The organism is Bariatricus sp. SGI.161, assembly GCF_050313695.1.
Classification (GTDB): Bacteria; Bacillota; Clostridia; order Lachnospirales; family Lachnospiraceae; genus JAFBIX01.
The window spans coordinates 41,508-65,228 of sequence record NZ_JBNPLX010000017.1; the positions used below are offsets into that span (position 1 = coordinate 41,508).

22 protein-coding genes are annotated in these 23,721 nt (G+C 42.4%); 21 read left to right on the forward strand and 1 reads right to left on the reverse strand.

Going from position 1 to position 23,721, the window contains the following annotated elements; genetic code table 11:
- The first annotated feature begins 2 nt into the window (after window positions 1–2).
- From ACQRBH_RS10970 to ACQRBH_RS11015, 10 genes are all read left to right on the forward strand, one after another.
- On the forward strand, window positions 3–803 hold the full coding sequence (locus tag ACQRBH_RS10970; protein ID WP_427761701.1) for a response regulator: 801 nt from the start codon (window positions 3–5) through the stop codon (window positions 801–803).
- Window positions 804–896: 93 nt separating this feature from the next.
- Window positions 897–1,406 carry a hypothetical protein gene (locus tag ACQRBH_RS10975; RefSeq protein WP_427761703.1) on the forward strand — a complete coding sequence of 170 codons (510 nt, stop codon included), beginning with the start codon at window positions 897–899 and terminating at the stop codon, window positions 1,404–1,406.
- The gene (gene lepB, locus ACQRBH_RS10980) at window positions 1,403–1,987 is read left to right on the forward strand and encodes a signal peptidase I (protein ID WP_427761705.1); all 585 of its coding nucleotides are present in this window, start codon (window positions 1,403–1,405) and stop codon (window positions 1,985–1,987) included. The genes ACQRBH_RS10975 and lepB overlap by 4 nt, the downstream gene beginning before the upstream one ends.
- A 103-nt stretch (window positions 1,988–2,090) precedes the next feature.
- Window positions 2,091–6,134, forward strand: coding sequence for a Cna B-type domain-containing protein (locus tag ACQRBH_RS10985; protein WP_427761707.1), 4,044 nt, complete (start codon window positions 2,091–2,093; stop codon window positions 6,132–6,134).
- 78 nt (window positions 6,135–6,212) lie between these two features.
- The gene (locus ACQRBH_RS10990; protein ID WP_427761709.1) at window positions 6,213–7,703 is read left to right on the forward strand and encodes an isopeptide-forming domain-containing fimbrial protein; all 1,491 of its coding nucleotides are present in this window, start codon (window positions 6,213–6,215) and stop codon (window positions 7,701–7,703) included.
- Between the two features lie 72 nt (window positions 7,704–7,775).
- On the forward strand, window positions 7,776–8,594 hold the full coding sequence (locus ACQRBH_RS10995; protein WP_427761710.1) for a class C sortase: 819 nt from the start codon (window positions 7,776–7,778) through the stop codon (window positions 8,592–8,594).
- 12 nt (window positions 8,595–8,606) lie between these two features.
- Window positions 8,607–9,290, forward strand: a complete 684-nt coding sequence (locus ACQRBH_RS11000) for a hypothetical protein (RefSeq protein ID WP_427761712.1) — start codon at window positions 8,607–8,609, stop codon at window positions 9,288–9,290.
- Complete coding sequence (locus ACQRBH_RS11005; protein ID WP_427761713.1) at window positions 9,280–9,882, forward strand: sortase; 603 nt, start codon at window positions 9,280–9,282, stop codon at window positions 9,880–9,882. The genes ACQRBH_RS11000 and ACQRBH_RS11005 overlap by 11 nt, the downstream gene beginning before the upstream one ends.
- Window positions 9,883–9,937: 55 nt before the next feature.
- Window positions 9,938–10,378: a hypothetical protein gene (locus ACQRBH_RS11010; RefSeq protein ID WP_427761715.1), complete on the forward strand. Its 441-nt coding sequence runs from the start codon at window positions 9,938–9,940 to the stop codon at window positions 10,376–10,378.
- 60 nt (window positions 10,379–10,438) lie between these two features.
- A complete protein-coding gene (locus ACQRBH_RS11015; protein WP_427761716.1) occupies window positions 10,439–10,996 on the forward strand; it encodes a hypothetical protein in 558 nt (185 codons plus the stop codon).
- Window positions 10,997–11,132: 136 nt separating this feature from the next.
- Here the strand turns inward: ACQRBH_RS11015 and ACQRBH_RS11020 are convergent, their stop codons facing one another.
- Window positions 11,133–12,761: a peptidoglycan DD-metalloendopeptidase family protein gene (locus tag ACQRBH_RS11020; protein WP_427761718.1), complete on the reverse strand. Its 1,629-nt coding sequence runs from the start codon at window positions 12,759–12,761 to the stop codon at window positions 11,133–11,135.
- Between the two features lie 207 nt (window positions 12,762–12,968).
- Between ACQRBH_RS11020 and ACQRBH_RS11025 the strand changes: the two genes are divergently transcribed.
- The 11 genes from ACQRBH_RS11025 (at window position 12,969) to ACQRBH_RS11075 (ending at window position 23,697) form a co-directional block, all read left to right on the forward strand.
- The gene (locus ACQRBH_RS11025; protein WP_427761720.1) at window positions 12,969–14,294 is read left to right on the forward strand and encodes an ATP-binding protein; all 1,326 of its coding nucleotides are present in this window, start codon (window positions 12,969–12,971) and stop codon (window positions 14,292–14,294) included.
- Window positions 14,295–14,383: 89 nt separating this feature from the next.
- Window positions 14,384–15,469, forward strand: a complete 1,086-nt coding sequence (locus ACQRBH_RS11030) for a hypothetical protein (protein WP_427761721.1) — start codon at window positions 14,384–14,386, stop codon at window positions 15,467–15,469.
- A gap of 49 nt (window positions 15,470–15,518) precedes the next feature.
- Window positions 15,519–15,641 (forward strand): hypothetical protein, encoded by a 123-nt coding sequence (locus tag ACQRBH_RS11035; protein WP_427761723.1) that lies wholly within the window; start codon window positions 15,519–15,521, stop codon window positions 15,639–15,641.
- A 1-nt stretch (window position 15,642) separates the two neighbouring features.
- Window positions 15,643–16,530: a metallophosphoesterase gene (locus ACQRBH_RS11040; RefSeq protein ID WP_427761724.1), complete on the forward strand. Its 888-nt coding sequence runs from the start codon at window positions 15,643–15,645 to the stop codon at window positions 16,528–16,530.
- A gap of 680 nt (window positions 16,531–17,210) precedes the next feature.
- Complete coding sequence (locus ACQRBH_RS11045; RefSeq protein WP_427761726.1) at window positions 17,211–17,498, forward strand: PqqD family protein; 288 nt, start codon at window positions 17,211–17,213, stop codon at window positions 17,496–17,498.
- Window positions 17,499–17,623: 125 nt separating this feature from the next.
- On the forward strand, window positions 17,624–19,981 hold the full coding sequence (locus ACQRBH_RS11050) for a response regulator transcription factor (RefSeq protein WP_427761727.1): 2,358 nt from the start codon (window positions 17,624–17,626) through the stop codon (window positions 19,979–19,981).
- A gap of 293 nt (window positions 19,982–20,274) precedes the next feature.
- The gene (locus tag ACQRBH_RS11055) at window positions 20,275–20,628 is read left to right on the forward strand and encodes a PqqD family protein (protein ID WP_427761729.1); all 354 of its coding nucleotides are present in this window, start codon (window positions 20,275–20,277) and stop codon (window positions 20,626–20,628) included.
- Window positions 20,628–21,368: a hypothetical protein gene (locus tag ACQRBH_RS11060; RefSeq protein ID WP_427761730.1), complete on the forward strand. Its 741-nt coding sequence runs from the start codon at window positions 20,628–20,630 to the stop codon at window positions 21,366–21,368. Before ACQRBH_RS11055 ends, ACQRBH_RS11060 begins: the two co-directional genes overlap by 1 nt.
- Window positions 21,369–21,380: 12 nt before the next feature.
- Window positions 21,381–21,686: a hypothetical protein gene (locus tag ACQRBH_RS11065; protein ID WP_427761731.1), complete on the forward strand. Its 306-nt coding sequence runs from the start codon at window positions 21,381–21,383 to the stop codon at window positions 21,684–21,686.
- A complete protein-coding gene (locus tag ACQRBH_RS11070; protein ID WP_427761732.1) occupies window positions 21,686–22,567 on the forward strand; it encodes a hypothetical protein in 882 nt (293 codons plus the stop codon). Before ACQRBH_RS11065 ends, ACQRBH_RS11070 begins: the two co-directional genes overlap by 1 nt.
- Entirely contained in the window at window positions 22,564–23,697 is a 1,134-nt protein-coding gene (locus ACQRBH_RS11075) for a radical SAM protein (protein ID WP_427761734.1), read from the forward strand. The genes ACQRBH_RS11070 and ACQRBH_RS11075 overlap by 4 nt, the downstream gene beginning before the upstream one ends.
- The last annotated feature ends 24 nt before the right edge of the window (window positions 23,698–23,721 follow it).

The following is a 23,721-nucleotide window of genomic DNA, read 5'->3' on the forward strand; positions in this document are numbered from 1 at the left end:
GTATGCATGTTATATGTGTGGATGATGAGAAACCAGCACTTGATAATTTCAGACTGACGGTTGCATCGTTTCTGGATATTGAGAGTCTTAAATTATTTCGGGATGGTGTGTCTGCTCTGGCTTGGGCAAAGGAGCATCCGGTTGATACAGCATTTCTTGATATGGAAATGCCTGGGATTCATGGTCTTGCTCTTGCGCTGCAGCTAAAAGAGATCAATGAGAATATTCATATCGTATTTCTGACTGCTTACTGCCAATATGCACTGGAAGCCTTTGGCGTGGGAGCAATTGGGTACGTTCTGAAACCATATTCTCGGATAGATATCCGCAAAGAGCTGGATAAGGCGTCTTTGATTCGCCAGAAGCCTCTGCATCGCGTTACCATTCAGACGATTCCCACATTTTCTGTCTTTGTAGCAGGTCAGCCATTGCATCTTCGCAGAGAAAAGGTAATAGAGCTATTTGCGCTTTTGGTGGATCGCGGGGAGAAAGGAATTACAACCGGAGAAGGGATTGCATGTCTATGGCCGGAACGGTCAAGTGACGTGAATACACAGGCGCTGTTCCGAGTGACTTATAAGCGTCTGGCAGATGCGCTGGAGGAAATCGGAATCGGAGATATTATTGCTACACAGGGAAATCGGAGATTTTTAAGGACTAATCAGGTAGATTGTGATCTGTATCGGATTTTATGTGGAGATGTTCAGATGGCAAAACGATATGCAGGAGAATATTTGAGCGAATATTCCTGGGCAGAGGAGAGAAATGCTCAGTTATATCGGATGTTATTATCAAAAGAATAGTGAGCAAAAGGGTGTTTCAGTTACGGTTCGGTTACGCAGAAACTATTATAATATCAAAATGAACAATTCCAAAAATGTGTAAGGATGATTGGTATGACGGAAAAGGAATTGAAACGATTGTCTCGAGCTGATCTGCTCGAAATGCTGATCACCCAGAGTAAAAAAATCAGGCAGCTTGAAGATAAGATGGAACAGGCGGAAAATAAGCTTCATTCCAGACAAATAGCGATTGATGAAGCCGGGTCTATTGCGGAGGCTTCGCTGGCGCTGAATGGAGTTTTTGATGCTGCTCAGGCCGCCGGCCAACAGTATCTGGAAAATATCCAAAGGCTCAGCCTGTATCAGGAAGCAGTTTGTGCTCAGATGGAGCAGTCATGTCAGGAGGAAGTTTTACAGCGGTTAACAGAGACCGAGAAGAGATGTACTGCTATGGAAACGGAGACAAAAGTAAAATGTGCAGAGATGATTGCGAAAGCCAAAGCCGAGTCTCGGGCTTATTGGGATGAAGTGGAGAACAGGTTGGAAAACTTTTGTCAGGAATATACCGAACTTCGGGAATTACTGTACGTTATAAATACAAAAGTAAGGATGAGGACAACATGAAGCGAAAACGAGAGTTACAGATACCCGAAATCGCGCAATTGGAAGCAGAATTAAAGCGGGAAAGATATAAACACCGCTATGCGAATGTGCTTCGCAGCACAGTCTATACACTGGTGGTTGTTGCTGCAATCGCAGTATTAGTTGCAACACTGTGGACACCGGTTTTGCAAATATATGGCACATCTATGACACCTACTCTGGAAGAGGGAGAGATTGTCGTATCAATTAAGGGATCTGATTTTGAAAAGGGTGATCTGGTCGCGTTTTATATTGGAAATAAATTGCTGGTAAAACGTGTGATTGCCGGTCCCGGAGAATGGATAGATATCCGTGAAGATGGCACGGTATTTATAGATGGAGAGGAACTTGATGAACCATATCTGACGGAGAAAGCATTAGGAGAATGTGATTTGGAGTTCCCGTATCAGGTACCGGAATCTCGGTATTTTCTGATGGGTGATCATCGTTCGACCTCTGTGGACAGCCGCAGCAGTACGGTGGGCAGTGTGGCAACGGAACAGATTGTCGGGAAAATCGTATTTTGCGTATGGCCGCTGACAGATTTCGGAATGATAAACTAAACTCCTAAAAGGAGCGGATTTATATGAATACAAGAATGATCAAGGATGCCGAAAGATACAACAGGCATCGTCGACGAAAAAAATATGGAAAAAGATACTCTGTGTGTTAGGCTGCGCAGTCGTATTCTGTACAACTTACGTACTGATTCTTCCGGCGATTACTTTGGACAAAGGTTCGATTTGCGGTCTGGAGGAACACGAGCATACCGATTCCTGTTACAGGACTGTGGAAAAGGTATCACGCCTGGCGTGTACAGCAAAGCCCCATGAGCACACAGAAAAATGTTATGACGAAGAAGGAAACGTAATCTGTGGATATGCGGATTACTTTATCCACACGCACAATTCAAGCTGTTATCAGGATGATGAGTTAGTCTGCAAGCTCCCGGAGATTACAGACGAAAATCCTCATGAGCATACAGAAGAATGTTATGACGCGGACGGCAATCTCATCTGTGGAAAGTTAGAAGTGCTGGAGCATGTGCATGATGACAGTTGTTTTGAAACTGTTGAGACCGAAGTGGAGCCAGTCCTGATTTGTGAGAAAACAGAGCACCTGCATTCGGATGCCTGTTTCGAAAAAGATGCTGAAGAGGAAGAGGCAGAAGAAGGAACAGCAGTAAATCTGGCGGAAGGAAGTCAGACAGCTGTAATCTATACAGACAGTAGCTGCGAGGAAATTTCCGATGATGCTACAGTGATTACTGTAGGAGGAAATCTTCCGGAGAATGCAAGGGTGTGTGCTTATCCTGTTGATATTAGCACAGAACAGGCATCAGAGCAGATGGTATTATGTGCTTATGATATCTCTATCGTGTTGGAAGATGGCACGATCTATGAGCCGGCAGAAGGAGAAAGCCTGAAAGTATCAATTCAGTCTTCCGAGCTGGATCCAGATAAGCTAGATAAAGAACTGACTCCGAAGATCTATTATGTGCCGGAGAAAGGTGAACCCGAGCCAATCGACACAACCGTGAACGATGACGAGGTAAGCTTTGATGCAGAACATTTCTCCGTGTATATGCTGCTGGCGGTGAATGCAAATGAAGTGAGTACTGCAGAACAGCTGAAGACAGCGATTGCAAGCGGAAATGAGAATATTAAACTGAAAACTGATATCTCAGTGTCTGAGGGTCTGACAATTACGGCAAATGCAAATATCACACTGGATTTGAATGGACGTACTCTTTCAGCATCGGGAACAGCAGCTTTATTTACGATTCCAGAGAACGCAGTCTTAACCATTGTGAATAGTCAACAGGGAACTGAAACTGTGACAGCTACAAGCGGCAGTCTGGCGGGAAATACAGCTACCCTGTCAGAGGATTCATTGACATATTATGTTACAACGACAAGTGTTAAAAACAGTGCAACCGGAGCGACGCAGGAAGCATTGGAGAAGCGCACAGTCAGTACCGCAGGAGCTATCGTGGGTGGAAGTCGGCCGGTATTTCAGGTGACGGGCGGTACATTAAATATTCAGAGTGGTATGATCCGAGGTGGTACCGGACGGGCGATCACACAGACCAGCGGTACGACGAATATGAGTGGCGGTTATATCTGTGGATTTACACAGTCATCTAGTAAGACAGACAATACCAGTTTTGGCGGTGCAGTGAAAGCAAGTGGCGGTACACTGAATCTATCCGGCAGCGTACTTGCAGGAAACACTGCACATAACGGTGGCGCGATTTATGCGACTGGAAGCACGAAGGTTTTTATTACAAGCAGCGTAATCAGTGGCAACACTGCAAACCGCACGACCAGAGGTTGGAACGATCACAGCGAAAGCGGTGCATATCGCTGCGGCGGCGGCGGAATATACTCAGATACAAATGCTGAAATTACGATGAACGGTGGATATATTACCAATAATGTGGCGACGCATGATGGTTACTTTGACGGTGGCGGCGGTGTATGCTTAAGCGGTACCTCTTCTATGGCACTGTCCGGTGGCTATGTGACCGGAAATCAGGCACAGGGCGGTGGCGGAATCCGTACAGATTATGGAAAAGCAACGACCTTTGTTATGACTGGTGGTTTTGTTTCTGCTAATGTAGCGACTCACTCAGAGGGCGGCGGTGTTGCCATTGACCGAAATGGTGTTGGTACAGTTACCGGAGGCTATATTACTAACAATCAAATTCCAAATACAGGACACTGGGGCGGCGGCGGTCTGTTCTGTGCCGATGGCTCTACATTGAATCTAAAAAATACATTGATTACAGAAAATACAGCAGGTGGTTTTGGTGCCGGTGTAGCAGGATGTCCTACCGGTAATCTTTATCTGTATGTTACGGAGGGCTGTGCAATTTATGACAATACGGATACCGTAGACGGAGATAGTCCTCATTTTACATCAGATGGTGTCAAGCAAATTGATAAAGAAATATGTACGGAAGTCTTCCAGAGTAATGGACATGCAGATTTCTTCTGTGCGCTGAATAGTACTGTTACCGGCACGATGCTTGGAAATAATGCGGCCAACTGGCAGGGAAGTGCAGACTATCAGCCGGTAATTGCAGATGCAGAGGATGTTCTTACAGCATCGCGTGTTATGGGACTTCAGGCACATCCGACAGAGGAGGCAAAATCGGCAGCAAAAAGTGCAGCTAAGGTTTTCATAAATGGGAACTACTCTTATACTCATGGTGGCGGTATCATGTGTAACGGAAATCTGGTCATTGGTGTTCCGGTGAATATCGAAGTACCGGCACGTGTGGAACTGCAGGCGACAAAGAAGCTTGTGGATGGCAGTGGAAATGCACAGTCACTTGAGGATAATGATTTTACCTTCAAAGTGACAATGACAGAGTTAGATGGAACAGTTATTGCAAGTGGTACCTGTGACAGTAGTGGAAAGATTACATTTGACCATCAATTGACCTTCAAGCAGGAGGGCACATTTGTCTACTATATATATGAGGAGACGGATGAAGGAAATACTTCAATTAAATATGACAGCACCCTATACCGTTTGACTGTGACAGTGGAAAGAGATGATGGAGTTACCTGGTATGGTGATACGATTAAGTACACGTATTCCGTCACATCTGTAAAGGTAGAGTCCAGTAAAGATGGAGAAACGTGGAACCAGATTTCTCAGAGCGATACTTCCCAGAGTGGTATCATTTCTCTTCCGTTAACAAGTGGGACAACCTTTACGAACCATTTGGTGGAACCGACAAAGATTACGGTTCAGAAGAAATGGGAAGGCGGTTCAGGTACAGATTCTGTTACGGTGATCTTAAAGAAAGATGGAGAAGAAGTTGAACGGAGGACATTGGATGCTGATAATAATTGGACTTATACGTGGGATGATTTGGAACCAGGACATGAGTATACCGTAGAGGAAGTTGAGGTTCCGGGTTATACGGCAAGCTATGAGATTACGACATCTTTGGATGATTCCGGAAGTACTTCCCTGGGACAGGGAAGCTGGTGGGTTCCGGCAACAGAGCTAACCGTCGGGCAGCAGTATCTGATAGTAAGTGCGGATGGCACGAAGGCGCTATATATCGCTTCCAATCACGAGAATAGAGGATTTGATACTTCGGATGTAAAGAGTGTGATACAACAAACAGGAAATCTTGAAGTAAATGGGAATGCATATAATACATGGTATGCTACTGATGGTATTGATTCGCGATGTATTTTTACCGCTCAGACCAGAGAAAAAGAAGGACATACCGGAACAATTCTAAAATGTAATGGTACTTCTGCAAATACATGGCTTTTAGTACAAGCAGCCAATAGCAATCATCTGAAAAGTACATCCGGTGCTAATTATGCATCGAATATGATGTTTGAGAATGGGATGCTTAAGGGACATGAAAATTATGGCTGGAATCCAACAGATTTACGTACTGTCATCTATGCAGATGGCAAATTCAACACTACAACAGAGCAAAATCCAGCAAATGCCGCGAAGCTCTACACACTGGTCACCGGGGAAGGCTTTACGGGAACGACAACCGATAGTTCTACTGTAGTGATTACCAATACCCGGGAAGGTGGAGATTATGAACTCCCTGAAACCGGTGGCAAGGGAACTTATTATTACACAATTGGCGGTCTGCTTCTGATGGGGGCTGCTTTGATGTGGGGATTCGGAAAGAGGCGCAAGCGTGAAAGGAGGATAGATTAGACCTCCAGGGACACGGCAAAACCATTTGCGCCGGGCCGGATTCCACGATAAAAAATTACAAAAGAAAGGGAACATAATATGAAAAACATGAAAAAAATAGCTAGTCTTGTACTGGCGCTGATTATGGCTTTTGCCATGACAGCAACTGCATTCGCAGCGGAAACTTATTCTATTACTATCAATAATAGTGCAGAAGGACACATCTATGAAGCTTACCAGATCTTTACTGGTGATTTGAGTACCAATGAAGCCGGTAACAAGGTTCTTAGTAATATTGTATGGGGTTCTGGTGTGTCAGAAGCTGGTAAGACCGCTTTAGGTGACGCTGCTGCTAAAGCTGAAACTTTAAAAACAGAAGCCGATGCAAAAGCATTCGCAAAGGAAGTTGCGCCTTATTTGACAACTCCAGCAGCTTCTGCAAGCACAGTATCGGAGGGTAAATATGTAATTTCTGGTCTGGCAGCAGGTTACTATCTGGTAAAAGATCAGAATGACTCTTTGACAGGTGATAATGACGCTTACACAGAGTATATCGTTCAGGTTGTAGGAAATGTTGAGGCAGATCCAAAGTCTGATGTTCCGCAAGTTGAGAAAAAAGTAAAAGACATCAATGATTCCACTGATGATGCTATGACTGGCTGGCAGGATTCCGCTGACTATGATATCGGCGATTCCGTTCCATTCCAGTTGAAGGCTACCTTGGCTGATAATGTTTCTTCTTACACAACATACAAGGTTGTATTCCACGATACATTGTCCAAGGGTCTGACATATGATGATAAAAGCGCAAAGGTTTATATTGGCGGCAAGGAAACAAATGGATTTACGGTTACTTCTACTGTCAATGCTGACGGAACAACTACTCTCACTGTTTCCTGTGATGATGTGAAAGCACTTGGCGCCGGAAACAGCTCTGTGATCACAGTAGAATATACAGCTACTTTGAATGGAAATGCAGTACTTGGCTCTACCGGTAACCCAAATGAGGTTTATCTGGAGTACTCCAACAATCCGAATAAATCCGAAGAGGGCGACAATGAGACTGGCAATACTCCGAAGGATGTAGTTATCGTATTTACATACAAGACAATCATTAATAAAGTTGACGGCGAGGGCAACCCTCTGACAGGTGCAGAATTTACTCTTGAGAAGTATAATAAAGAGACAGGTAAATGGGAAGCTATCACAGTAGTTAAGAATGACGAAGGAACGACTTTCACATTCTCAGGTCTTGATGATGGAAACTATCGTCTGACTGAGACAACAACACCTGCTGGATATAACACCATTGAACCAATCGAGTTTACAATTACTGCAGAGCATGATGTTCTGTCTGATAATCCTGCTCTTACATCCCTGAGTGGAAATGCAACGACTGGTGAGATTACATTTACATCTAACACTACAGAAGGCTCTCTGTCCACTGATGTTGTAAACAAAGCTGGTTCTACATTACCGGAGACTGGTGGAATGGGAACGACAATCTTCTACATTCTTGGTGGATTGCTTGTACTGTTTGCAGTAGTTTTTCTGGTTGCAAAAAAGCGCATGAGTAACATGGAGCGTTAATAATATTGCCGTACATGCCGGGGGCAGAGGTATCTGCCCTCGACTTACAACGGCAAGGAGAGTCTTGTCATAATGAGGAAACATTTTTCAACAGTTATCTTAATATTTGTATTTCTGATAGGATTGTCCTTGCTGCTGTATCCTTCCCTCAGTAATTACTGGAATTCCTTTCATGCATCCAGGGCAGTTGCAAGTTATTCAGAAGAGGTGGCAAACCTGGATGAAGAGGAGTACAGGAAAATGCTGGAGGCGGCAAAGGAATATAACCGGACACTTCTCGGACGTGGGAACCAGTATACGTTAAGTGAAGAGCAAAAAAAGGAATATAATGACCTTTTGAACGTAGGCGGAACTGGCATCATGGGTTATATTGAAATAGAGAGTCTGGTCGTTTCGCTTCCGATTTATCACGGAACGGATGATGCAGTGCTCCAGATCGGAGTGGGACATCTGGACTGGACGAGTCTGCCTGTGGGCGGAGAAGGTACGCATTGTGTGATTTCCGGTCACAGGGGACTGCCAAGCGCTAAGCTTTTTACGAACTTAGATAAAATGTCAGTAGGAGATACTTTTGTCCTGCGTGTTCTGGATGAAGTGCTGACATATGAAGTGGATCAGATCCTTATTGTGGAGCCTGATGATACAGAAGCCTTGCAGATTGAACAGGGAAAAGATCTGTGTACACTGGTTACATGTACACCTTACGGCATTAATACGCATCGGCTGCTTGTCAGGGGGCATCGCGTGGAAAATGCGATAGCATCAAGACTTGCTCATGTTACGTCAGATGCAGTTCAGATAGAGCCGCTTATCATTGCGTCGATTATCGCCGTACCTTTATTATTGTTGTTACTGATTAAATTATTGATACCAAAACGCAGAAAGAAATAGGAGGAAAGGAATATGAGAAAACGAATCATATCTCTCCTTGTAATGTTAACACTTATTTGCAGTATGAGCATGAGCGTGTCTGCCGTAGAAGTGCCGGATCTGACACGAAAGGGAAGTATTACAGTTACGATGCATGTAAAAAAAGATAATAAGGATGTTATTGTTCCTGGCGGTACGCTTACTCTTTACCGGGTAGGTGAGATTTACGAAGATGATGGGAATTACAGTTTTATCCCGACTGGAGATTTTGCAGACTGTGGCGAGACTTTTGAGGATATACAGTCACCGGAACTGGCTTCCCGTCTGGCTGAATACGCAAAGAAAAATGTGAAAGATAAAGGGGAAACGAAAAAAGTGTCCGACAAAGGTGTTGTGACTTTTAAGGACTGGGAGTTAGGATTGTATCTTTTGGTACAGTATGAGGCGGCTGAGGGATATAATAAAGCGAATCCGTTTCTTGTTGGTCTTCCTGATGTGGAAGGTGGAAAATATATATACAAAGTGGATGCAAGTCCGAAGGTAAATATTATTGGTCAGGATTCAGGAAAGAAAACGCCCCCGAAGACAACTTCAAAGCTTCCTCAGACTGGACAGCTAAATTGGCCGATTCCGCTGCTTGTCGTGAGCGGAATGGTGTTATTTGCTATTGGCTGGGTATTATGTTTTGGACGAAAGAAGAGTGACGATGAGACGTAAAATTGGAATTACTTGCATGATTTTAGGGGCAGCGCTTGTTCTGGGAGCGTTGTCCATTTTCCTATATAACCAGCATGAAGCTTCTGAAGCGGAGAAAGCGGCTTCGGATATTTTGCCAAAATTGCAGGATGAGATTGATTCGGATAAGATATCGCCGACAGATGACGAAGGAATAAATTATTCCGGAGATATGCCTACAATTGAGATTGATGGCTATGAATATATCGGTTATCTCAGTATTCCATCTCTGGGATTGGAGCTTCCGGTCATGTCTGACTGGAGCTATCCGCAGCTTAGAATTGCGCCTTGTCGTTATTCCGGCTCTATCTGGAGTGACGATATGGTGCTTATGGCTCATAATTATGCCAGGCATTTCGGTCAGCTATCCCGGTTATCCATAGGAGCAGAGGTTATTTTTAAAGATGTAAATGGAATTACGATCAGATATGAGGTAGTGGCAATCGATACCTTGAATCCTACAGCAGTAGAGGATATGACTTCAGGAGAGTATGACCTGACATTATTTACCTGTACTTATGGTGGGAAAAGCCGTGTGACGGTGCGTTGTGACAGAGCGGAAAAAGGGTTGTAATGCAATTCTGGCTAAGATATAATAAGAAAGACAAAAGAAAAGCAGGAGAAAAACTATGACGGAGAAAGAACTGCGAAAATTAAATCGTGCAGAATTGCTGGAGATGTTGATTTCACAGAGCAAAGAGGTAGAAGAGCTTCGCGCTCAGGTGAGTGAGTTAAAGAAGAAGCTGGATGACAGGGAAATCTGTATTGACCAGGCTGGTTCAATTGCAGAAGCATCTGTTTTGCTGAATGGAGTATTTGAGGCAGCACAGGCAGCAGCACAGCAATATCTGGAAAATATTCAGATGTTGAGCGGACGTCAGGAACAGATCTGTGCGGAGATGGAACGAAAGACGAAAGAACGCTGTGAGGCGATGGAGCAGGAAGCCAGTGAAGGTGTTGAAAAACGCTGGGCTGAGATATCCGGACGTCTGGAAGATTTCTATAATGAGCATAAGGGGCTGCGTGAGCTACTGGGAGTAACAGGACAGATTCCGATAGAAAAACAGTGAATCTAAGAGCAGAATTTTTTCTACGAGTGAGATACAATATGAGAAAGCAGGTGTATATACATGGATAGATTACAGGAGATTAACGAATATATTAATGACATGAAGATTAAAAAGACTATTTTCGGAGGATATGACAGAGAAGATGTCTATAAGAAAATAGGTGCAATCGTGGAACTGTTCCGGAAATTTACGGAAGAGCAGGAGGAAAAAGAGAAAGAACTGATAGAAGGATACGAAAAACGCCTTCAGGCATCGGATATGCTGAATACGGAATTGAATAAAAAGCTTGGAAGTCTTGCAGCAGAACAGAAAAGTGTCATTGAAGAAAAAGAGAAGATGAGAGAAGTTTATAAAGATTACTGCGCAAATATCCTTCAGCAGTATTCGGATTCTCTTCGCACATTATCAGCAGAATTTACACAGATTCTGGATAATGTGACGAATCTGCAGAAAGATATCATGGATGCAGATACGTTTGAAAAAATCGGGGCGGAGATGGAACAGGAACAGATTGAAGAGTTGCCAGAGGATGAGTCATCATGCTGCGAAGCATTATGTAATGAAATATTGGGAAAGAAAGTGTCAGAAGAATCCGGTCATGGCGAAGAAACTAGATGAGGCAGAAATATAAGACATAGATATAAAACGCAGATATGAAATACAGACATATAATAAGGCTGAGAATTTGGTGTAATACCAGATTCCCAGCCTGTTTTTTGCTATTGATTGTTTGGTGTACAGATGACGGTGTCAGTTACTCTTCCGTAGAAAGATAAGTTGTCGGGTCTACGGCAACTCCATTTTCTTCTACCTGAAAATGTAAATGTATCCCTGTGGATCTTCCGGTAGTGCCGGTAAGACCAATCTGCTGCCCTTTGGTGACTTCTTGCCCTTCCTTGACAAAAGTATGGCTGAAGTGCATATATTTTGTAATAAGTCCATTGCCATGGTCAATCAGAACCCAATTACCGGCGAGACTGTCATATTCTGCCCGGACAACCGTTCCAGATTCAGCAGCATACACCGGAAGAATTTGGCCGTTAGTGCCAAGGTCAATGCCTTTATGGAATTTGTGATCAAAGTCACGATATCCAAAGGAACTTGTCAGGTAGGAACCTGGGCACGGATCAGAAAACTGTCCGATCATTACACTGAAATCCATAAGTGTCATGCCGTCCAGACGATACAAATCATAGCGTTCCATCTGCTGGATCAGATGTTGAGAATATTGAAGACTTGTTGCCCAGCGGGAACCAATTCGAACAGCAAAAGTATTGGCATCTGTCACTCCGGAAATTAAGTCACTGTAAACTCTTTTGATCAATTCAGTACGGTCTTCGATACATTCTGTATAGGTGTTGTAAACACGGAAACCGGCTGTAGTAGTGTAATATTTTCCGGAAGAAGTCTGCTCCCCGGTTCGCATATTCACACTTCCGGCGGTTCCTGTGCCTTTGATTCCAAACAGGTTGCAATACTGGTAAGCAAGATAAGAAAGTCCCTGATGGTCTTCTCCGCCTGGTCCGTATTTACCAAAGCCAGACTCCTGAATGATCTGAGCAATCGTTACTGAAGCTGGATATCCGGTCTCGTCCTGACATTTTAATGCAGCAATGATCATCTCCTGAGTGATAAAAGACGGGATATTGTCAAGAGGGAGTGCGGCATTATATTTAATCCGCTTATTCAGCTCGACAAAAGTCTCGGATGGATCATAGCTTCGCTTTATGTAAAATGCATCGGAACTTTCATCCCGGATCGTTGCTTTCGAAGAAGTTGTTGCCTCAGACTGCGTAGACAGATTCGATTTTGCCTCTGATGATTGGTGAGAATCCGAACCGTTATTTTTATCCTCAGGAACATTAGCATCGCCAGAGTCTACAACATTATCGGAATCGGAAATCTCGCCGGAATCTGTACCATCCTCAGACCCAGAAGCTTCGTTGGAATCCGTACCCTCCTCAGGGTCAGAAGTCTCGTCAGAGTCCGTATTATCCTCAGAGTCAGAAGTCTCGTCGGAATCAGTAATATCTTCAGGATCATTTGCGTTGTCAGAGTCCGTACCCTCCTCAGGATCAGAGACTTCGCCGGAATCGGTAATATTCCAAGAATCCGAATCGTTCTCAGAATCCGTGGTGTCGTCAGGCTTCGTATTATTAGAACCTTCAGAACTTGTGCTATCTTCAGAATCTGAAGGCTTTGTTTCAGATATCCCAGAGTTTTCTGGCTTTTGCGCTTCAGAATTTTCTGATGTCACAGATTCGATTTCGGTCTCCTCAGTTAATGCAGATGCTTTTTGAATTGTTGTGCATACCAAACCAATGGTAATAATAGCAATAACTCCGACTTTTGCCAGAGAAAGTAAGAATCGATGATGTTTCAATGAAAGATTCCTCCTAATTGTAAAATAATGCTGATACCATTATACCACGGGAAAAGCGTGTTTAAAAGAAAGAAAAAATGAAAAAGTTCATATGAAAAACGCAAGAAAAAAACAAAAGTTCATATGAAAAACGTTGAATTTTTGTTGAGAACCTGTGAATAATGTGATAAATTGTGGTTATAACATATTGGAGAAGGGGATGAAAACATGAAAAGGGACGTTATGGAACAGCTTATAGAATGGAAAGATTCAGCAGACAGGAAACCACTTCTTATTACTGGTGTAAGACAATGTGGGAAAACATATGTCTGTAAGGAGTTCGGTGAAACATATTTTGAAGATGTTGCTTATTTCTACTTTGAAGGAAACAAAGGCCTGGCCTCTGTATTTGAATATGATTTTGATGTTGACAGGATTTTGGATGAGCTGGGAAATATCATACGGGGAAAAGAAATCATACCAGGTAAAACGCTGGTGATTTTCGATGAAGTGCAAGCATGTCCTAATGCGATTACATCCTTGAAATATTTTTGTGAAAATAAGCGTGAACTACATATTATTTGTGCAGGTTCGTTGCTGGGAGTATCAATAAAACGGGATAATATTTCATTTCCGGTTGGAAAAGTTGACAGGCTGCAGATGTATCCTATGACATTTTCGGAGTTTCTGAGAGCAGACGGTGGGGAAGCTATTTATAAGGGTGTACAAAGGTACGAAAAAGGAAGGGAACTTCCGGAATTATATACAGCAGCATTAGAAAAAGCGTTAAAGTATTACTATATTGTGGGCGGAATGCCAGAAGTTGTTGCAAAATGGGTGGAGACACATAATTTTGAAAAAATTGAAAAATTGCAGGATAACATTTTGCTGGATTATAGTAGTGATTTCGCAAAACATGCACCTAAGACAGATATTCCCAAACTTGGCTGGATTTGGGAGTCCATTCCTAAGCAGTTGGCAAAGGATAATAATAAATTTGTGTTTTCTCACGTTAAGGCGGGAAAGAGGTCAAATGAATTGGAAGATGCTTTGGAATGGCTTGTCGATGCAGGACTGGTTCATCGGTTGGAATTAGTGAAGAATCCGGAACTTCCGCTGTCATTTTATGCTGATGCGACTTTTTTCAAAGTATATATGGCAGATGTGGGATTACTTCGGAGAAAATCAGGTGTTTCTCACAGGACAATTATGGAAGATTCAGAATTATATAAAAATTTTAAGGGGGCTTTTACAGAGAATTTTGTATTAAATGAATTGATATCACAGGGAATACATCCTTATTTCTGGAGGTCCGGGAACACAGCTGAGTTGGATTTTCTATTTGAGTATGACGATATGGTTATTCCGATGGAGGCAAAGGCGGAACTTCATACACGGGCTAAGAGCTATCAGCAATTTTGTAAAAAATATCATCCGGATGTTGGATTTAAATTTTCCATGAAAAATGTTGGGAATCATGAAGTCTCAGAGACAAAAACATACAGCATTCCGTTGTATTTGATATGGATGATAAAACAATATTTAAATTGGTAACGACAGAAAAAGTAATTATTTATGGAAAATGAAATGAATTTCTTTTACAATAGGTTTATTAGTGAGAGTCGTGTGAAGAAGGTGGAGTTATGACTTACGTAAAATACCAGATTATGCATGGGGAGCGCAAAGTCGCTTCGATAGATACTCAGGGGCGTTGTACTGTTTTTGATCAGGATTTTATGCCATATAATCTGTATCTGGAAGATGGTGGTGAAGAGCTGGATACGTTTATTAATAATCTTGCCAATTTTTATTTTTGGTGTGCTTCTCGTGTACTGACACTTGACCGTGAATATGCGAAGGAATTGCTAAACAGTATCGGTGCCACCCAGGCTTCTACAGATAAGGAGCGTGCACAGGTTGCATTATCCTATCATTGCCTTAGTCTTACGGATATCTATTGGGTAAAACGAGAAGAAGAAAAGATTACATTTCGTGAAATAAATTTGTTTGAAAATCATTTATCTAATGCTTTCGTGGATGTGGCATTGCGCGGCAGACAGATGACGATAGAAAACAGCCATTTGATTGCTGACGATCTTTCAACAAATGGTTCGTTTCCAAAAGCATGGCTGAGAAAAAACAATACTTTCTGGCTTTTGAAGGATGGAGGAAGTCTTGCCGTTGAGAACGAGATTCTTGCCAGTAAGATCTGTCAATGTAATCAGGTGGTTTACTCAGAAAAGTTATTTGATGGGACTTTGGTTTCATGCAGTAAAATCATGACTTCTCTTAAATATAGTCTTGTCTCCAGAGAAGCTTTTGAGGTGTTTGCTCTAAATCAGAATATGAATGCTCTGGACTATATACTGGAGCTTGACGGTTATTCTTATTATATGATGAATATTTTAGATTATCTGATAGGGAATACGGATCGTCATTGGGGAAACTGGGGACTTCTTGTTCGCAATAGCGATAATCAGCCGGAGAGGCTTTATGATCTGATGGATTTTAATAAAGCTTTTTCAGCGTACGATAGAATAGAAGGGGCAAACTGTCTGACGACAGATTCGAAAAAATGTACGCAAAAAGAAGCGGCATTAGCTGCAGTAGAAAAAGTGGGATTAAATCAGGTGGCTAAAGTGAAGAAAGAATGGTTTTCAGGCAGAGAAGAGATATATGAAAGATTTCTTGAAAGACTGAAACTGCTCGAAAATCATTTGCCTAAATGATAGAAATGGTCATTTTTATGTAAAGCAGGGAATAGAGTGTGGAATCCGTGTGACAATAGAAACATTGAAGGAATTTGGTATCTCCATGGAAGAGGCTATAGAAAGAATCATGAAGAAATTTGATGTTACAAAGGAGCAGGCTGAACAAGAGGTAAAGAAGCACTGGAGCTGATATGAAAGAGAATAGTAAAAAGGTGAGAAGATATAAGAATATTTTTGTCAGTATCGTTCTTCTACTTATCGTCCTCATCCTGGGAGAGATCTGGTGCTCTTCTCATTGGCTGATCGTGCGTACTTATGAGTATCAAAGCGATAAGCTGGAGCAGGGGCAAGGACTTAAGATAGCAGTATTATCGGATCTTCATGATCATGAGTTCGGAGAAGGGAATGCGAAGTTAGTAAGAAAGGTAAAAGAACAAGAGCCGGATCTTATTCTGCTGGATGGAGATTTTCTAAACGAGGATTCGGAAAATGCAGATGTGCTGTGTGATTTAATAAAACAGTCGGCAGAAATTGCACCGGTCTATTTTTCTCCTGGTAATCATGAACTTGCCTACATGGAGAATGGGCATGCAGAATTGACTCAGCAATTGGAAGAGGCAGGGGCTGTGGTACTGGATGAGGAGTATAAAGATATAGAAATAAATAACGTGCAGATCCGAATTGGTGGAATGTATGATTATGCTTTCGCCCTTGATGGAAATGATGAAGCAAAAAACGCACCTGAACCGGTAAAGAGCTTCCTGGAAGATTATCAGAATACAGACCGGTTGAAACTTATGATGTCACATCGTCCGGAGAGTTTCTGTCTTGGGAACGCATCCTCTGTGTGGGATGTAGATCTGGTCATCAGTGGGCACATTCACGGAGGACAGGTGGTGCTTCCAATTCTGGGCGGACTGTATGGGGGAGATCAGGAGTGGTTCCCGGAATATGTGCATGGGATGTATCAGAAGGATGATATGCATATCTTCGTGACCAGCGGACTGGGAAGCTATGGTCAGTTGCTTCCAAGATTTCATAATCGACCAGAGATAGCGATGATAGAGATTAGTAAATGAATGTTCAGAGACGTCTGAAGGCAGAGGCTTTACAGGCGTCCATTTTGATGTATGATAAAATCCTGTTGTAAAGGGAAAGCAGGTGGTATTGTCGGGAAGTTCCATATCACGAAGGCTCAGGCAGAAGAAGAGATAGAAAAGTAGAATCTTCCAAAGCACCAATCTGCCAATTTTTTGAGCGGTATAGAGTGACAGTCTTATGAATAGAGGCACTTTCTTTTGCATACGATAGTAAGCCTGAGATACATTTCGCCAGCCGGTAATAGCAGAATGCTATTTTTCTGTGTTCGGATCTGCGGCCTGCATGATTGTAACTTTATGGGCATTTGTCTCCGACTTCATAGAAATATGACCCAGAAATGCCATGCATAAAGTAAGATAAAAATTTAATGCATTGATTGCCTTTCGTTTTCATACTCGAAAGTTTTCCAATTGGAACATCTGCTTTTTGTTTAGTATGATTTTTTATGGTGATTAAATTTTACATCAAAAAGGAACAGGATTCCTTATATTTTAGGTATTTTTTGAAAGTTGTGTATAAGTAATCCGGCAGATTTGAAGTTTGGTGGATAAGATTGTGGAAATTCAAGAAGTGCATTAGTCTTGAAATTGCTAACTTCATGGGATATAATAATATGGATAAAAGGAATATGCAGAGAATGGCATAGAGGGAAGTAGACATGAGAATTAAGAAAGAATTTGTGCTTCGCGAAATTGCCGGTGATTACGTAATTATTCCAACCGGAAAGACTGTGTTGGAATTTAACGGTCTGATCACTGTCAATGAAGTGGGCGTTTCTATATGGAAGATGTTGCGGGAAGAGGTCACATTTGACCAGATTGTACATAATATTCTGGAAGAATACGATGTGGAAGAAAGTGTTGCAAGGGAAGATGTCCGGGAATTTCTGGATACATTGATAACCGGAGGTATATTAACAGGGGATCCGGAAGATGAAGAAGAATAAGAAAGAGATATCTGCAGGGAAAGAATTATTGTATATCGATAAGACAGAAGCATTGGAGAAGGGAATAGAATTATTCCCTTCTATTTTATATTGAGGGGGCCGCGACTACCGGAAAGACGTGTGCCATGAGGGCTTTGAGACGGAAGCATCCGGAGGTGGAGATACAGGCGCTGGATCTGCGGGATGAAGCGAATGCAATGGAGCGGTTTGACCGGATCAGGGAAGAATGGGATTCTTTTGCCGGAACAAAGTGGATGATGTTTGACGGGATGGATGCATCTGTTTCAAAAGCCTGTGTGGCGAGGATTGCGGACTATATCCGTACGATGCCGTCGGAATGTAAAGTGATTATTGCCGGCAGAGATTGGCCGGAAGAAGCATTCCTGGATCTGGTATGGAAAAGACAGATGCAGATCATTCCACAGAAAACCCTGCAGTTTACAGAGAAAGAGATCAGTAATCTGGTGAAATACTATAACAGCAATCTGAGTCCGGAAGACATTTATAAGAGAACCGGAGGATGGGCCGGCTGTGCAGATATGCTAATTCGTCTGTCTTCCGGCGAAGGAGCGGAGCAATCCGGTTCTGTGGAAGCGTGGATGGAGTCCTATGAGATCAGAACTTATGTGAGGCGGAAGATGCTGGATCCATTGCCCAACGAAGAACGGGAAATGATACAGCGCGCGATCTTATGCCCCTGGATAACGGAGGATCTGTGCAGCGAAGTGTGGCAGGACAGGAATACATCCGATCTTCTGGAAAGGCTTGGAAGAAAAGGGCTGCTTGTGCACGATAAGCAGAAGAACCGGTGGAAGGCAGCGCCAATATTGCAGAAGAATGACAGGATGGCGGCGCCGATATTGCAGGCAAATCATGTCCGAAATGTGGACAATGATTTCTGGAAGCGACTGGGAAGCTGGTATGAAAAGCACAGAAATATCAAAGAAGCGCTCCAGTGTCTGAAAGAGTCGGAAGAAAAAGCAGCTTATCGAAGCTGCATGCTCCGGCATTATTCAGAGGTTCCGTTACTGGGGATCCCGTATGCCGAGGTTATGAACTGGAAAGGAAATGAACCGGAGCTCTGCTATCTGAGGGGGATCTGCAGTTATGCGAGGCAGCAGGTGAATGGACTTAAGGCGGAGATTCAGAATTTGAATGCGGCGCCAGAAGATGATAGCAGGAAAAGAGAGATCTATTTGAATCTGACGTATCGGCAGCCGGATCTGGATCTGGACAGCTGGCTTGTACTTCTGAAAACATACACGAAGGACAAAGAACATATACAATTATATGACATACAGGGATATTCCTATTCCTGTCTCTGCGGACTGCGCGATCTGTCCGGATTATTTGCCTGCGCAAAAAAAGAAGAAAACCGAAAAGCCAGGCTGTGGAAGGAACGCCTTGGAAAGGAAGCGTGGATCTGTTACCGGCTTGCGAGGATTGAATACTACCTGGAGACAGAACGAAGAGATGCGATATCGGTAGATGACTGGAAGCTGCTTCTGAAGGATACCGAAAACGACCAGGAAGACAGGCAGGAAAAGAAGCAGGGAAAGGAAGCGCAGCAGGAACAGAGGCAAACCATCTGGCAGAAGCGACTGGCAAGAGTGTATCTGCTTTGCAGGCTGCAGCAGGTGATGCCGGAAGAAGAACACAGCGGTTCTATCCGCAAGCTGGCATTGTCCCTGCAGCAGGAGGAGCATCTGGTATGCAAAAGACTGACAGATGCCGTACTCTGCCTGTATGCACCGGCAGAAAACCGGAGGGAGCATCTGGCAAAATGGCTGGTCAGTGCAGAGCAGAGCGCGGAAACTCTGGCAGATGAAGCATGTTATGCGGTACTGTGCTGCCGGGCCAAAGGATGTCTGCAGCTGAACCAGTATAAGCGTGCAGAAAAGATCCTGCATTATCTGGTCCCTTATCTGCAGCTGTACAGACGTTATAAACATCTGGCAGAAGCCCTGTTTCAGCAGGCGGTGATTCACTGGGTGGGAAAGAGAAAAGGACAGGCACTGAAGGATACGATTGAGTCCTTTGTGGTAAACGGAACTTCTCGCTACGTCGGATTTTATACCGAGTATGACAGGATCGGAAAAGCATTACTGGAAGACTATGTAGACTGGCTCAGCAAAAATTCGCCCGGTGGATGGAACAGGAAGAAAAAGTATAATTACGGAAATGTCCTTCGCATGCCGGAAGCGGATTATATGGGGGTTGTCCTGCGATGTGCGAAGCGCAGAATGCGCTCAGGCAGTTCCGGCGCAGAAGATACTCCGGAAGAACAGCTGACCATGATGGAAACGATCATACTACAGGATATCAACCGGGGGCTTACCAATACACAGATCTGCGAGGAACTGAACCTGAAGCTCCCCACTGTAAAAACACATATTTATAATTTGTATAAAAAACTGGGCGTGAACAATCGTGTTCAGGCAATCCGGAAAGGAAAAGAAGAAGGAATCCTCGATGAGCGATAGAGGAAAGTTATCGTTCACCGACTCGGATGCCCGTGGATGTCAGAAAATCAATGATTGCCAGGTCAAGTTATGATAAGAGGAATGGTTGTTAAGAAAAAGTGTAAAAAAACTAATACTTTAAGATGAGGAATTGAAATATAACTGAGTTATAATGAACAAGATTCCATAATTATACGATTTTTGGACGTACATGAGTTCGATAAATCGAAATTTATATAGTTTTGTTGTTGTGTGAGTATCAATAACAAAATGCAATAGTCATCTAATCTAATAAGAAAGGTTATTTTTTATTAATGAAAAAAGTATATCATAAGCCAGTGGCAAGAATAGAGAGCTCTGAAAAAAACTTTTCTAAAGAATCCTGTTTGCAAGTGTCTAAAGAAATGATATTGAGAGAAATTGCAGGGGAGTATTTATTAATCCCAACAGGACAGACAGCATTAAGAGTTCATGGAATGATTCGATTGAGTGAAAGCGGTCTTTTGTTGTGGAAAAAATTGCAGAATAAAACGACAGAAGAGGAAATGGTTAATGCTATTTTAGATGAATATATTATAGATCGTGAAACAGCAACAACAGATGTGAGAGCGTTTATTGACCAGATGAGAAAAGTTGGTGTGTTGATTGAATCGTGTGAGGAAATATAATGAGTCGAAATAATATAAGAAAGAAAAGAAAACGTGGAAAAAGCAGAAAGAAAAATGCTTGGATTATTATTTGCATGCTTATAGTTTTAATTGTTTTGTTGGGTGTGTTATGGAAAGTATCTGGATTCAAGAAGGAAAAAGATACTTCAGAAGAAAAAGAAGAAACGGTTAAAACCATTGATTTTCCATATGAATTGGAAGATGGGAAAATAGAGATCTCCTCTTTGTTTCAATATTCAGGAATTAATCCTGATTGTAATGATGAATCAGGAGAAGATATTGCGGCCCTCGAAATTGTTAATAAATCAAACGAGTATCTGTCAGATGTAAAAATAACAGTGACATTGGAAGATGGATCAGAGATTGATTTTGTGGCAAAGGATGTTCCATCCGGACAAAAGGTTTGGGTATATGCTATTGATAATGCTAGTTATGATCTTTCGATTGCTTGTATGGATGTATCTTGTAAAGCACAGTTTGACGATATGGTACCTTTGATGGAGGATAAAATAACAGTGGAAGTGCAAGATACAACAGTGACTTTGACAAATATATCGGAAGAAGAATTGACAAATTTGAGTGTTAACTGTCATTGCTTGTTTGAAGAAGCATATTTTGGCGGTGTGACATATAGTTATCCTGTGGATAAAATATCTGCAGGAGAAAGCATTGCTCTTCAAGTAGAGGAGTGTTACATGGGAGAAGCAGCGGTCGTCAGGATTAGTCACGGCGGCGAGTAAGAGATAGAACCGATGCCAGTTTATAAAGATGCTGGCCAGGAGAAAGGAAGGAAAAGAAACATGAAACCATATGTAAAACCGGAACTTATTTTTGAAGATTTTCAATTATCGCATACGGTAGCAAACTGCAGCCCGGCGATGAATCATTCAAAAGATGATTGTGATTATGACAGCGAGGAACTTTTTGGACTGATAGATCCCGGAGAGACAGTGTTTAACGAAGGAATATGTACATACTCTATAAGTGATTTTAAAAAAATTTATGAAGATTATTGTATACAGACGGGATCAGATAGCTACAATCTTTTCACATCATAATGAAGTGCCTAAAAACAAATCGATTTAATATCGGAGAGATTGTTATAGGGTTTGAGGCTGATTGGAAGATTAAAGTTGGTGAAGAATTTATTCATTTCTGCGTGGAAGACAATCCTGATTATAGAGTGGTTTTTCGGCAAGTAGAAGAGTTGGAATGTTGTAGAAAAGAGCCTGTGCAAAAATTGATGGGAATAGACATATTTCTTGATGGGTATGGCGGATTTGTTCGTCAATTTAAAGAAGAAGGGAAAGGTGCTCGTCCATATGCTATACAGCACTGTGACTGGAAACATAAGATAATCACGGTGGAGTATATCAATGAAGGACAGAAGAATCTCAATCATACGAATGGAGCATTTTTTCATAGTGCATGGGAAGATATTATGCTTCGGGAACAAAGAATGATAGTGCATGCATGCTGTGTGGAGACTCCGTTAGGTGGGATTTTATTTTCCGGCAGATCAGGAATCGGAAAATCTACGCAGGGAGAATTGTGGTGTAGATATGAAGGTGCAAAAGTGATTAATGGAGACCGTCCGATTCTCCGAAAGGATGAGGTGAGTGGAGAATGGATGGCATATGGATCCCCATATGCAGGCTCTTCCAGATATCATATTAATGCTAATGTTTCAGTGAGAGCAATTGCAATACTTGAACAGGCAAAAGAGTGTACAATTCGAAGATTGAGTGTGGCAGAAGCTTTTCAAAAGCTATATGCACAATTAACAATCAGCACTTGGAATTCTGTGTGTGTCGAAGTGGCATGTAATCTTTTGGAAAATCTGGTAACAGAGATTCCGGTATATGAATTTGCATGTACACCAGATTATGAGGCGGTTAAAACATTGAAAAATACTATAGGGCAGGAGGTGGCAGAATGATTCGGCAGAATCATAGCTCGGTTCCTTTGACAGATTATATGTTTCATAAAGCGGGAACCAGGAAGATCCCTCTTAGTGGTACATTTGAGTTAACACCGATGTGCAATTTCTCTTGTCGGATGTGTTATGTACGTAAGACTGCAGCAGATGTGGCCGTAAGTCCAAGGCAAATGATGACTTTGGAGCAATGGATGAGAATTGCGAAGGAAACATATGATGCAGGAACGTTGTATCTACTGCTGACTGGTGGAGAACCGATGATATGGCCAGAGTTCTGGAAACTTTATGAAAAATTAATACAGATGGGATTCTTGGTTTCTATTAATACAAATGGTTCTATGGTGGATGACGATGCGATTGAGCGATTAAAGTCATTACCCCCAAGAAGAATTAATATTACTCTATACGGGATAAATGATGATACCTATGGAAGATTGTGTGGAGTACAAGGAGTATTTGCAAAGGTTGACAAAGCGATTAACCGATTAAAAAATGCAGGAATTCAAGTGAAATTAAATTGTTCTCTGACACCGTACAATGTGTGTGACCTGGAAAAAATGATACAATATGCCAAGGATCGGGAACTGATATTAGATGTAGCGACATATATGTTTCCGCCCGTCAGAAGAGATTCTTCCATGGTGGGGGAAAATGAAAGATTTACGCCAGAAGAGTCGGCATGGTATCGAATGAAGACATATCACCTTCAAAATGGAGATGAAAGATATCAGGAATTTTTACAGAATATCCTGGATGGGTGTGTTGTACCACCGGGTTTGGATGAAAGCTGTATGGATCCGGTGGATGGAAAGATCAGATGTCGTGCGGGAAAGGCAAGTTACTGGATGACTTGGGATGGATGGATGATGCCCTGCGGTATGATGAATCAACCCAAAGTAGATACAATGAATCGTTCGCTTACAGAAGCGTGGGATGAGTTGGTAACGGTCAGCAACGAAATATCTTTGTCGGGAATCTGCGGTAAATGCCAAAATATTAATTTGTGCCATTCCTGTGCAGCGATGGCACAGACAGAAACTGGTAAAGCGTCAGGAATTCCAACATATCTTTGTGAAATGGTTCAGGCAATGAAGAAGATTGCTGGGAAAGAAATAAAAAAATTTTGTTAAATGGCAAAAATTACGCGATTTTTG